Source organism: Chroococcidiopsis sp. CCALA 051, assembly GCF_003015105.1.
Lineage (GTDB): Bacteria > Cyanobacteriota > Cyanobacteriia > Cyanobacteriales > Chroococcidiopsidaceae > Chroococcidiopsis > Chroococcidiopsis thermalis.
Genome location: NZ_PYCI01000048.1, coordinates 31,403 through 43,291 on the forward strand (window position 1 = coordinate 31,403; position 11,889 = coordinate 43,291).

Sequence of the window (11,889 nt, forward strand, 5' to 3'; positions counted from 1 at the left end):
GACTTGTCAGCATATCAATTTTAAGTTTCAAGTACATTATTGCTGATATAGCAATCCTATTTGATTCATGAACGTGGAGTAGGCTTCTAGCCTGCCGCAGGCTAGAAGCCTACTTTACAAATCATTTAGAACTGCTATAGATACATTCTTTAACATCGCTGGGTTTCTGATATTAGCGATTTAGAAGTATAGCCATTTTAACCAGGTATAAGGAGATGGATTGTGAGCCAATTTGATAGTATTGGACAGCTTTTTCCGCCTAAGACAAAAGGTTTTTCTGAGCAGCTCAAGAAAATATTTAATAATGGAAAACAACTGCTACCAAAGAGTTTTAAGCAATCTGCCAAGCAAGCATTAAAACCTTTATTTATGCTCAAAACAAGAGTAGAGCTACTACAGGTAGGCGTGCAGCCTTTAGCAGAAAACTGGTGTGAGAGAGGAGATAGCGCTCATCGCGTTTATTTAGATTGGTATTTACAAAAATTCACGGCAGATATTAAAGGTCATTGCCTAGAATTTCAAGACGATACTTATACATCTCGTTTTAGGGATCGGATTACCAAGCTAGATGTTTTAAACAAGGATTCTATTCCAAATGCAACTATTGTTGCCGATTTAACTCAACCAAACGATCTACCTAGTAATACTTATGACTGTATCATTTGTACGTATGTCTTACACATAATTGCAGAACCAGAAAAAATCGTTTCAGAAATGCATCGTATTTTGAAGCCAGGGGGTGTATTACTGATTGCCGTACCGAATATTACAATCAATTATCCTGCCTATCCCGAATACTGGCGCTTTACAGCTCGCGGTTTGCACTACATCTTAGCTAAATCTTTTCTTGCCGAACAGATCGACATACAAACTTATGGAAATTCTCTTGTAGCTGCTGGAGAACTCCGAGGCATGGTAGCTTATGATTTTGCTAAGGCGAAATTGGAATATAACGATCCGCGTTTCCCACTGATTGTATGTGGGAGGGCAGTCAAATCAGAGCAATAATATAGAGAGCGGATACGATCGCCACAAGTAAGATTACCACTCTATCAGTTGGCGATCGCGGAAAAAGCTGCTCGTAGGTCCATCATCCGCTAAAGTTGCCAGCCACACAATTGGTTAGAATAATTTTAATATTTTGTTTTGCTAATTGACGGCAAGTTTCTAAACCCAAACCGCGATTTGCTCCCGTCACGATCGCAACTTTTTTAACTTCGCTCATGTTTTTCTATCCTATAAAGTTTCAAAAATATCTTAAAAAGATATTAGACTTCTGGCTAGATAAATTTTATTCATTTATTCAGAAATTCCTAAGATCGCACAAGGAAGACTTGGATCTAGTTGCCGAATCACTAGACTATTTTGAGAACGACAACCTAACAGCAGTATGTCTGCTGTTTCAGTCTCTACAATATTTTTGAGTTCCGTAGCTAAAGAACCAAATCGTAGATGAGCCACAAACGTACCTTTCCATGCTTCAGCTAAACATCGCGCTCGCCATAAAATTTCGTCTGCTTGTGCTAACAAAATTGTTTTAGATTTGGTTGCGAGTGCCTGAGTTCCAGAGAGAGTGGCGACAGGTGTAGATTTCTTTTGTCCCCGACGAAAAGCTTTTGAGGAACTGGAGCTATAAATTTTGGTCAGTAACTCTATTTGTACTTCATCTAAGACATAAACAACGTGAATTGTGACTTGGTTTTGAGTCGCCAAGCGAGTTTGATGAGCAATTAATAAAGCTAGATCTAACGCTGCTTGGCTGTCAGGAGAACCGTCATAACCGACAACTAAATTTAGCGATCGCTCGGATGTATTATTCTGAGTTTGATATCCAGTTGGCATCCGCAAAATCAAGTTGTGTACGTCTTGACTACCTAGAGCATTTTGCAGCCGCGCCAGAATGGGTTTGAGGTTCACAGTTTTTCCTTTGGGTGAGTGGAGGGAGACAAAATTCAAAATTCAAAATTCACGCATTCAAAATTGGGACAAGGGGGACAAGGGAGAATCTAGATAGATATACATTCTTCTAGCTTCTGACTCCTGACTTCTGACAACTTATTCGTCTTGGGTGAAATAGCGATCGAGAAAATCTAAGGCGCGATCGCGCAATTCCACGTATTCTGTTGAATGTCGCATGGCATGGCGATCGCGTGGGTGAGGAAAGGGAACGTCGATGATTTCACCAATTTTAGCGTTGGGACCATTTGTCATCAAAACAATGCGATCGGACATATAAATTGCCTCTTCTACGTCATGAGTAATCATCATCACCGCCTGTCGCTGATGTTCCCAAATATCTAAGACTTGTCTTTGTAATTTTCCGCGAGTGAGAGCATCTAGCGCTCCGAAAGGTTCGTCCATTAGTAGCATTTTTGGACGAGTTGCTAAAGCTCGTGCAATTCCTACTCGCTGTTTCATCCCTCCCGATATTTCATCAGGATACTTATCTGCTGCCGCTGTTAAATTCACCATTGCTAAGTGTTCGTTTACAATGCTAATTTTTTCGGCACGGCTAGCATTTTTTATCACTTCATCTACTGCGAGCCTAACATTTTCCCGTACTGTTAACCACGGCAAAAGGGAATATTGTTGAAACACCATCATTCTTTCTGCGCCTGGTTTGCGGATTTCTTTACCTTCCAGCCTTACCGATCCGGCAGTAGCTTTTTCTAACCCAGCCACAATTTTTAGTAGAGTTGATTTACCGCAGCCAGAGTGACCGATAATAGAAATATACTCATCTTCCGCTATAGTCAGATCGATGCCATCTAGCACGACGAATTCACTGCCATTAGGATTGCGATAAGATTTGACGAGGTTTTTAATTTCTAGGAAGTTGCGAGAATTATAGTCAAGCTCGTTTTGGTTAGGATAAAAACTTGTGGATTTGGTCATAAGATTAGAGAGTCGGGAGTCGGGAGTCGGAAAAATACCAATTACCTATTACCCATTACCAGACAAAAAGAAAGATTTTGGGCGATTTGCTCTAATTTCAAAACTGTAGAGATATCCCACTGGATCGCTAGGATCGAAAGCTTTTTTGTCAATAAAAGCTGTGGCTGGTTCTACCTTGTAATCTTCTTTCGGACATTCAATTCCCATTTCGGCGACGATTTCGCGGTATATGTCAGTTCTCCAGGCTTTTCGGGCTACAGCCTCGGCATTTTTCGGAACTTCTGGGATTTGTCCCCACCGTACCGATTGAGTCATTAACCACAAACTTTGAGACTGCCATAAAAAGGTGGAATGGTCGTTTGGGATTGTGGCAAGGTGAGCGGGATAATCGAAAAAGACTGTTGTTTCCGGTGCTTTGACAAGCCGTTTTTTGCCATCGAAACCACCATAGTTGTACTCTCCAACGATCGCAGCGCGGGTCAATTTCGGCTTAGCCGCAGTAAAGGAACGTTGTGAAATCACTTTAGCAACTTCTTCCCGATTTTCTGGTTTGCTGCAATACTGACAGGCTTCAACCATTGCCTTAACTAGCGATCGATATGTTTTTGGGTAGTTAGTAATAAAGCTTTCCATTACCCCCAGCAATCGATCTGGATGTCCCTGCCACACTTCTTTACCTTGGGCAAAGGTAAAACCTACACCCTCATTTCCTGTAATGGCGCGAGTGTTCCAGGGTTCGGCAACCATATAAGCTTGCATCGCCCCAATCCGCACGTTCGTCACCATCTGGGGGGGAGGAATGATAATAATCCGAAATTCTTTGGTTGGATCGACACCCGCCGCCGCTGAGAGGTAGCGGACGAAATATTCATAAATAGCAGAACTCAACACGACTGCCCAGACTCGCTTCTCTGAAGCCAAGTTGTCAAAATAATTGCGAAAATCGCGTCCGAATTCTTCTAAGTTGCCGTTGTACTCCCGCCAAGGACGCAAACCTGCATCCCACATGGCGCGGTTCATGGTCATAGCGTTGCCGTGACGGTGAATTGTCATTGCCGCACATAGGGGGGCATGACGCGCGCCTTCTGCCCCTGTCCTGGCGTTGGTGACAGCACCACTGACAACGGGAGCAGCATCGGTACGTCCGAAGATGATGCCATCTCGCGAAGTTCCCCAGCTAGCTTCGCGGTTGAGTTTGACATTTAGTCCGTACTTGCGGAAAAATCCTTTCTGCCAAGCGATCGCAAATGGGGCGCAGTCGTTGACTGGTACGTAACCTACGGTCAAATTTGGTTTTTCTAAGGTTTTCGGATCGACTATTTGTTCGATCGCTGCGGCTTCTGCTGTAAGTCCTGTGGCGCTTCTGTCGCCGCTAATCGCGCAACCACCCAGCGACATTCCCGCCGCTGTCGCGCCTATTCCTGCTAAAAACTCGCGTCGCGTCCAGTTGTTCATGGTTATTTGTCATTGGTCATTGGTCATTTGCCAGACAAATAGTAGAGACGTTACATGTAACGTCTCTACATGCGCAAATTTATGCGGGGCGGCGGTGGATGACTAGAGATTCAATTTTGGCAACGGCGAAGTCTAACAGTAAGCCTGTTAAGCCAATTACCAATACTGCGAGGAAGACGGAACTAAGATTGAGGCGACTCCATTCATCCCAGACAAAAAAGCCAATCCCAACACCACCTGTGAGCATTTCTACAGCAACAATTACCAGCCAAGCGATACCTAAACTAATTCGCAAGCCTGTAAAAATATAAGGTAAACTAGCGGGCAAAATAATTTTAGTTATCTGTCTCCAACGTGGCATTTCTAAAACTCTAGCAACGTTGATATAGTCTTTCGATACGCTAGAAACACCCAAGGCTGTATTAATAATTGTGGGCCACAAAGAAGTAATAAAAATTACAAAAATTGCCGAAGGATCTGCCAAATTAAAAATCGCTAAGGCGATCGGCAACCACGCTAAAGGCGATACAGGTTTGAAGATTTGAATAATGGGATTGAGTGCCATCATTGCTGGCTTTGACATTCCAATCAAGAAGCCAACAGGAATTGCTACTGCTGCGCCTAAAGCAAATCCGATTAATACTCTTCGCAGACTTGCCAACAATAGCCAGCCAATGCCTAAATCGCCTGGACCGCTTTGGTAAAATGGATTGAGAATGTAGTCTAAATTCGCTACTAGTGCTTGTGGTGGAGTAGGCATTAATTCGGGATTGACAAGAGCGATCGCCCACCACAAAATAATGATGCCCAAGAAACCAGCGGCAGGTAACAGAACAGCATCCCTGATAACAATCGGTCTAACCCTTTTCCACGCAGCTTGTCCGGCTACTGCTAGAGTAGCAAGATTTAACTGAAATATCATATTGATACTCCTCAGAGTTAATCGCAGGTACGTAAAATCGAGCAGTACCAGATAGGAACACTGATGAGTTCAAAACATTAATGAAATAATGCTTACTCTTCAGTCTCCTCTCAATGCCTACGAAGTTAGCTGACGGGCTAGGGCTGAGAGATGCCCCTCTTAAATTAAGATAAGCCCCTTACAATTGGTTCCTCCGTTCTAGCTTCATCTATATACATGTGAAGGACTAGATTAGGCTGACTTACTCTAACTTTCCTAAGATATCATCGCTATTTCTCTACCGTCAATCATTCTGTAGATATATGTATTTATTTGGTAATTGGTGATTGGTAATTGGTAAGTGGTAAGGCAGCGAGCGGAGTTTTTGGGTAGCGATCGCAAATCGCAAATGACAAATGACCAATTAAATCAAAAACCGAATTGTAACGTATATAGCAGCAACTATTAATTGGACTGCCATTACGGGTAAACCATATTTGAGAAAGGTTTTAAATGAAATTCGCCGTCCGTGTTGTTCGGCAATTCCGGCAGCAACTATGTTAGAAGAGGCTCCAACTAAAGTTCCGTTTCCACCTAACGTTGCACCAAACATCATGGCATAAAACAGAGGTAATACTTCTGCTGGCAACTCTCCTGTAAAACTTTTTTCTAGAATTACTGGCGATGCCAAACCAATATTGACTACATACTGTTTGAGTAACGGAACCATTGCCACAACCAAAGGAATGTTTGGCACGACGCTTGAGACTATACCAACAAAAAAGAGTAACGCTAGCGAACCTAAAGCAATATTTTTTCCTAAAATTGCTGCTAGAACACCAGAAAGGCTAGTCACGACTCCAGTTTTCTCTAGTCCACCAATTAAGACAAAAATGGACATAAAAAATATTAACGTACTCCAATCGACATCTCGCAAAATATTATTAACTGTATCAATTTTGCTATGATGTGACAGTAACAATGCTAAAGCTGCACCTAATAAAGCTACCGCAGCAGGAGAAATTGGAATTGGTAACATTTCCCCAATAACAAAGAATGTTAAAACACCAGCAATCAAAACAATCCCTAATGTTAAAACTTGAGGATGATTAATTTTTGGATGGGGAAGATGTTCTAAATCTTCTAAATCTTTATGCCAAATTTTACGAAATAGAAATGGTAGCATTGCAACCACAGTAATAACTGCAATAACTCCACCTAAACTGAGGCGCGCGAGGTAATCAATAAAGCTGACGTTTACGGCATCTCCGACAATAAATGTAGCTGGATCTCCTACCAATGTTAGTAATCCGGCACTGTTGGCTACGAATACCATTAAGATGAGTAGTGGTACAAAGTTTACCCCTACTTCCTCTGCAATCGGAGGAATCAGCGGTGCTAGTAACATAACTGTTGTAGCATTGGGCAAAAAAGCGCAAATTGGAGTTGTAATTGCCACAATTCCCAGTAGCAAGCGCTTGCCTTGTCCTTTAGCTAAAATCACAATTTGGGTGGCTAAATAATCAAAAACTTTTGTAGGTTCAAAAGCTCGTACCAACACCATTACGCCAAAAAACAAAGCAATGGTAGAGTAGCTATTACCAATATATCCAATTGCTTCATTTAGCGTTAACACATTTGTAAAAACAAGAATTAATGCTCCTAAAAATGCCGCGATAGTCAAGTGTATCCATTCTGTCATCACGAAAAAGATGACACTAAGGAAAGTAATAGTGCTAGCGATCGCCTGCCAGTTTTCCATATTATTACTACTGGTTTGATTATTAATTATTCTAACCAAAGTTATAGAGCTTTACATCCATACAAAACTCTACTAATGCGCTTGATATTTATTGGTAGTTAGCTACATACGGCTAAGGTAATGAAGCGATCGCATCTGTTTGTGATTCCGCAACTATAGCAGTTCTATTTGATGCTTGAAATTCAAGCCTAGTAGAGTGAGCGTTGCGTGCCTGACAATTTTTCAAGGCGAATTGCTTTATTTTTACCAGTGATTTTTGTGGGATTTTCATCTGCTATTTTTCAGTCTCTTCAAGTGCAGGTACAACAGGCTTAACAGTACGAGCCTTGGAAGCTGAACCAAGCAGCACATTATTGATAATGTTGCTTATTTCAGTCTCCTCTCAACGCCTACGGAGTTAGCTGACGGGCTAGAACTGAGAGATGTTCTTCTTGTCAAGGATGAATTATGAAGATCTGAACTCGATACTCGTTCTTGCTAATTCATCTTTAAACCAGATAAGCCCCAGATTTTGGTTCCTCCGCTCCAGTTTTACTAAAGTCTTGAACTCCTCAACACAGACACCACTGGATTAGGCTAACTGTTTTCAAACTATTGAAGAGAAATTTAACATTCTTACTCAAATTCGTCAAATTATTCCGGGTAGCGTGCAATTTTTGCAGACAATTACAATAACATCAAGCCAAAATTTTCAGCAGGGGAATCGATCCACTATTAGTGTCGAAAAGCTTTTCAGCTATCTCTACGGGGCAGAAATGCGGACGAACCACTGGCGAAGTACCATAGCATTGCTTACCGAAGTATCGAACGATAGAGTGGTTCCACCATCTGGCAGGTTCCGATAAACTGAAGATTGCCATGCCTATCTCTATGCGTGCTTGAAGTGATGCAAGATTTCAGTCAACTGCTGCTCGATCGAAGCGATACGATTTTGAAGGACTGGATTGCTGCCATTCGTGCAGATGACCAAATTGAAACAGCTAACGAACTGCCGTACAAGTCTTTGCAAGACAGCATACCGCGCGTAATTCAAGCGATGGCAACAGTGCTTTCTCAATCACAAGATAGCGATTTGAAAACACTAGTAGAGGTGAGTTTAGAACACGGTGTCATTAGGGCAGAACAAGGATTTGAGGCTGGGGAAATTGCCCGAGAGTATCGAATTCTGCGTCATGTTATCTTCTCTACCATTGAGACAAGCTTGCAGACAAGCTCAGCGTTAGAGGTGATTCGTGCTTTTCGGTTAATTGATACTGTCATTGATGAAGCGATCGCCCGCTGCTTTAAAAGTTACACCGAACAACGATTGGCAGAACTACAACAGCTACAAAGTCAACTGACACTCAACAATCAGGAATTAACGCGGCTGGTGCGGGCAAATCGCGAAAACCTTTCTCATCTCGCCCACGAACTGAAAACCCCTTTGACTTCAATCATTGGCTATGCCGATTTATTTTTGCGCCTACAGCGGAAAGACAGAGTTGAGGTAAAAGATAGTTACACCAACATAGAACATATCGAACGGGTGCTAAGCGGTGGTAGGCATTTATTACACTTGATTAACGATGCTTTAGAAATCTCGCGATACGAAGCAGGGCAAATGCAACTCCAGCCTGCAATAGTCGAGATTCGCGAGCTAACAAGCGATCTTGTTGCTATGATGCAGCCTGCGGCACAAGCCAAGGAACTCAAATTGAGCCTCGATTTAGATTCAGCCCCAAAAGAAGTTGTCACGGATTCGTTACGATTGCAGCAAATTGTGACGAATCTGATTAGTAATGCGATTCGCTACACGCTAGATGGAAAGATTTCGGTGAAATGTTGGACGATCGATCGCGAACGATGGGCGATCGCAGTTGCCGATACAGGCGTGGGAATTGCGCCAGAAGCACAGCAGCGCGTGTTTGAACCCTATTTTCAAGCCGGAACGATCGCCACACCCAACAGCACGGGTTTGGGGCTGGCGATCGTTTCGCGCTTAGTCAAGCTGTTGCAGGGAAAGATTGAATTAGCCTCTGAGGTTGGAGTTGGTTCGACATTTACAGTGACTTTTCCGCTCAAAGTTAAAACAAAATAATATTCCGCGATCGGCTATTTGTAATTTATTATTTTTGACTGTTAAGCTAAAATCATCTTATTTTAATTATTCTTAATTAAGAAATATTAGACAATTGCTAAAACTTTCTATTGTTGAGCCAATTTTTCTCAGAATTTTCTAAATTAATAATTGCGATCGCTTAACAGAAATAGGCAAAAGTATTTATGCCGTTCTGAGTGTAACTACAGAAGAAATGAAGCTACATAGTTAAAGCGAACCGTTATTTAATTATGGGTGTAGCTATTAAAGTATGCTCTAATCGCTTAAGTATAGAGCATATTTTAATTGACTAGGTTGCTATAAAAAAGCATGAGGAACTCGAAAAATGAAACTTGACCGTCGTTATTTATCTTTTGGACTCGTCTTACTATTGCAAACAATCTGGCTGGCTCCAGCAGGCTCGGAACCACTAAAACTGCGAAACTCAGAACTAAAATTAGAGCGATCGCAAATGCTCATAGCGAAAAAGCTAACATTAGCGTCAGGAACTAAACTGCAATTAGAACTAGCTGAAGAACTTAGCTCAAAGACAGCACAAGAGGGAGATATTGTTGTTTACTATGCAGCAACAAATGTCCTCTCACCAACCAAAGAAATTTTGATTAAAAAAGGAGCGCGAGCGACTGGAAAAGTTACTGAAGCAAAACGCGCTCGCATGTTTGGTAAAAAAGGACAATTAAACTTTACTGTGGAAGAAATTGAAGCAGTGGATGGTACTAAAATTCCGTTGCGATCGACCGTGGAGAAAAATGGTAAAGGTCGGGGTGCAACTATGGTAGCTGTGGCAGCACTTGTCAGCGTATTTGGCGTATTTATTAAAGGCAAAAATATCACCGTAAAACCAGGCACGTTGGTAGAAGCCTATGTAGATTATGACACGGTAGTTGAGACAGCCAGTCGCGCGCTATAAAGAAGTAACAGTAGATTCGTGGGGTGCGTTGATAACGCACCCTACCAGCTATTGTATCCAACCCCAGCTTTTGCTTTGTCCTGTAAATAGAGTCGAGCGATCGCTGTTATTTTGAGCCAAGTTCAAACTCAGGTTATGAATAGCTTGTCGATCGGACTTGACTTCTAGCAGTTTCATAAATACATTAAACTCTTGCTGATAACTTGGTTTTTCTAAAATTCTCTGATATACAGTTCTTAATTCCTTTTCAATAATTTGTTGAGCCTTAGCATCATCTTTAATTGGCTCTAACTGTACTTGAATTGATTTAAGTTCCTTTCGCAATACTTGCGTTTCTTCAGAAACAGGTAATCGACTCAGCATATTAGATAGCTTAATTTGAGCCTGTTTCGTCAATGACTTGCTTTGAGTTTGTTGATATTGGACTTTAGGGAGATTAGCAGCGTTTGAGTTAGCTGAATTTGGAACTTCTGTTACGGGTGTAAACAGTGTCAAGCCAGAAAAGAAAACTCCACATACAATACACATAATATGATTTTTACCTATTAGATTAGCGGATTAAGTATATACGTACATAGTTTACCGAGCGAATTCATTTTGTAGGTAAAGAATGCGCAAAGACAGGCAAAAAAATATTAAAGATCAATTAATTCTTGTGAGATTTCACGCATGTTTATGCAAGCTTTATAAAGTATTGAAATTATGAGAATATCGTTTGACTGACAAATAGAAGGGCGATCGCTCTCCGAACCGTTAACTGTCTTATTTTCAGTAAGGGACAAAGAATTGATATGCTAGAAGGCTGGAAGCTTAAAGATTGAAACCATGCCTGCGTCGTCTACTGCAACCGTTACCAGTTTTCCCTTAACTGCTGTTGTGGGACAAGAAGCCATTAAAATAGCCCTGCTACTAGCAGCCGTCGATCCTGGTTTGGGGGGAGTCGCGATCGCAGGTCGTCGCGGTACGGCAAAATCAGTCATGGCGCGGGCAATTCATACCCTTTTACCGCCGATTGAAGTTGTTAAAGGTTCTTTTTGTAACTGCGATCCCAATCGCCCTGAAGAATGGGACGACGAACTAAGTAGAGACGTTACATGTAACGTCTCTACAGAGGGTAACGTCTCTACAGAGGGTAACGTCCCTACAGAAGTGATTCCCGCACCATTCATACAAATTCCTTTAGGCGTGACAGAAGACCGACTTTTAGGTTCGGTGGATGTAGAACAATCGGTCAAACAGGGAGAAACCGTATTTCAACCAGGACTGCTGGCACTTGCCCATCGTGGCGTGTTGTATGTCGATGAAATTAACTTACTCGACGACAGTATTAGCAACCAACTGCTGACGGTTTTAACCGAGGGACGCAACCAAATCGAACGGGAAGGAATTAGTTTTGGGCATCCCTGTCAGCCTTTATTTATCGCTACGTATAACCCAGAAGAAGGAGCGTTACGGGAACACCTGCTCGATCGCATCGCGATCGCTCTTTCTGCGGATAGCGTGCTAGGTCTAGACGAACGAGTCCAAGCAGTAGAACAGGCGATCGCTTACACGACCTCACCACAGCAGTTTCTCCAGCAATACGCCGAAGATCTCGACAATCTCAAAACTCAAATTATCTTGGCGCGAGAGTGGCTCAAAGACGTACAAATTACCCACGAGCAAATTGCCTATTTAGTCGATGAAGCGGTACGCGCTAGAGTCCAGGGACACCGCGCCGAACTCTACGCCGTGCGAGTCGCCAAAGCCGCCGCCGCTTTAGAAGGCAGAACCACAGTCACAGCCGAAGATCTTCGTCGCGCCGTAGAATTAGTCATCGTCCCGAGAGCAACAGTCGTACAAACTCCACCCGAAGCACCACCCCCACC

General features: G+C 42.4%; 11 protein-coding genes and 2 riboswitches. Of the genes, 4 read left to right on the forward strand and 7 right to left on the reverse strand.

Features of this window, described 5'->3' with window-relative positions; translation table 11 throughout:
• Positions 1 to 222 precede the first annotated feature (222 nt).
• Positions 223 to 1,008: a class I SAM-dependent methyltransferase gene (locus C7Y66_RS13765; RefSeq protein ID WP_106218498.1), complete on the forward strand. Its 786-nt coding sequence runs from the start codon at positions 223 to 225 to the stop codon at positions 1,006 to 1,008.
• Positions 1,009 to 1,090: 82 nt separating this feature from the next.
• On the opposite strand, the gene C7Y66_RS13770 is transcribed toward C7Y66_RS13765, so the two are convergent.
• The 6 genes from C7Y66_RS13770 to C7Y66_RS13795 form a co-directional block, all read right to left on the reverse strand.
• Positions 1,091 to 1,225, reverse strand: coding sequence for an SDR family NAD(P)-dependent oxidoreductase (locus C7Y66_RS13770; protein ID WP_015153645.1), 135 nt, complete (start codon positions 1,223 to 1,225; stop codon positions 1,091 to 1,093).
• Between the two features lie 74 nt (positions 1,226 to 1,299).
• Complete coding sequence (locus C7Y66_RS13775; protein WP_106546006.1) at positions 1,300 to 1,917, reverse strand: universal stress protein; 618 nt, start codon at positions 1,915 to 1,917, stop codon at positions 1,300 to 1,302.
• 138 nt (positions 1,918 to 2,055) lie between these two features.
• Positions 2,056 to 2,895: an ABC transporter ATP-binding protein gene (locus C7Y66_RS13780; RefSeq protein WP_106546007.1), complete on the reverse strand. Its 840-nt coding sequence runs from the start codon at positions 2,893 to 2,895 to the stop codon at positions 2,056 to 2,058.
• 48 nt (positions 2,896 to 2,943) lie between these two features.
• A complete protein-coding gene (locus tag C7Y66_RS13785; protein WP_106546008.1) occupies positions 2,944 to 4,350 on the reverse strand; it encodes an ABC transporter substrate-binding protein in 1,407 nt (468 codons plus the stop codon).
• A 79-nt stretch (positions 4,351 to 4,429) separates the two neighbouring features.
• Positions 4,430 to 5,272, reverse strand: coding sequence for a nitrate ABC transporter permease (gene ntrB, locus C7Y66_RS13790; protein WP_106546009.1), 843 nt, complete (start codon positions 5,270 to 5,272; stop codon positions 4,430 to 4,432).
• Positions 5,273 to 5,371: 99 nt separating this feature from the next.
• Positions 5,372 to 5,520, reverse strand: a riboswitch (cyclic di-AMP (ydaO/yuaA leader).
• A gap of 155 nt (positions 5,521 to 5,675) precedes the next feature.
• On the reverse strand, positions 5,676 to 7,013 hold the full coding sequence (locus C7Y66_RS13795; protein WP_106218843.1) for an ArsB/NhaD family transporter: 1,338 nt from the start codon (positions 7,011 to 7,013) through the stop codon (positions 5,676 to 5,678).
• Between the two features lie 371 nt (positions 7,014 to 7,384).
• Positions 7,385 to 7,601, reverse strand: a riboswitch (cyclic di-AMP (ydaO/yuaA leader).
• 298 nt (positions 7,602 to 7,899) lie between these two features.
• Between C7Y66_RS13795 and C7Y66_RS13800 the strand changes: the two genes are divergently transcribed.
• Positions 7,900 to 9,090, forward strand: coding sequence for a sensor histidine kinase (locus C7Y66_RS13800; RefSeq protein WP_106546010.1), 1,191 nt, complete (start codon positions 7,900 to 7,902; stop codon positions 9,088 to 9,090).
• Between the two features lie 346 nt (positions 9,091 to 9,436).
• Positions 9,437 to 10,021: a hypothetical protein gene (locus tag C7Y66_RS13805; RefSeq protein WP_106546011.1), complete on the forward strand. Its 585-nt coding sequence runs from the start codon at positions 9,437 to 9,439 to the stop codon at positions 10,019 to 10,021.
• 48 nt (positions 10,022 to 10,069) lie between these two features.
• Here C7Y66_RS13805 and C7Y66_RS13810 read toward each other — a convergent pair whose 3' ends face one another.
• Positions 10,070 to 10,549 (reverse strand): hypothetical protein, encoded by a 480-nt coding sequence (locus tag C7Y66_RS13810; protein ID WP_106546012.1) that lies wholly within the window; start codon positions 10,547 to 10,549, stop codon positions 10,070 to 10,072.
• Positions 10,550 to 10,846: 297 nt separating this feature from the next.
• Here C7Y66_RS13810 and C7Y66_RS13815 point away from each other — a divergent pair.
• On the forward strand, positions 10,847 to 11,889 hold a 1,043-nt coding region (locus C7Y66_RS13815), incomplete at its 3' end, for an ATP-binding protein (RefSeq protein WP_158265924.1).

What these genes read in the sequence shown, in the direction of transcription:
- ntrB (WP_106546009.1), bottom strand. Translation starts at nt 5,272, where the DNA reads ATGATATTTCAGTTAAATCTTGCTACTCTAGCAGTAGCCGGACAAGCT.
- C7Y66_RS13795 (WP_106218843.1), bottom strand. Translation starts at nt 7,013, where the DNA reads ATGGAAAACTGGCAGGCGATCGCTAGCACTATTACTTTCCTTAGTGTC.
- C7Y66_RS13780 (WP_106546007.1), bottom strand. Translation starts at nt 2,895, where the DNA reads ATGACCAAATCCACAAGTTTTTATCCTAACCAAAACGAGCTTGACTAT.
- C7Y66_RS13810 (WP_106546012.1), bottom strand. Translation starts at nt 10,549, where the DNA reads ATGTGTATTGTATGTGGAGTTTTCTTTTCTGGCTTGACACTGTTTACA.
- C7Y66_RS13805 (WP_106546011.1), top strand. Translation starts at nt 9,437, where the DNA reads ATGAAACTTGACCGTCGTTATTTATCTTTTGGACTCGTCTTACTATTG.
- C7Y66_RS13770 (WP_015153645.1), bottom strand. Translation starts at nt 1,225, where the DNA reads ATGAGCGAAGTTAAAAAAGTTGCGATCGTGACGGGAGCAAATCGCGGT.
- C7Y66_RS13785 (WP_106546008.1), bottom strand. Translation starts at nt 4,350, where the DNA reads ATGAACAACTGGACGCGACGCGAGTTTTTAGCAGGAATAGGCGCGACA.
- C7Y66_RS13800 (WP_106546010.1), top strand. Translation starts at nt 7,900, where the DNA reads ATGCAAGATTTCAGTCAACTGCTGCTCGATCGAAGCGATACGATTTTG.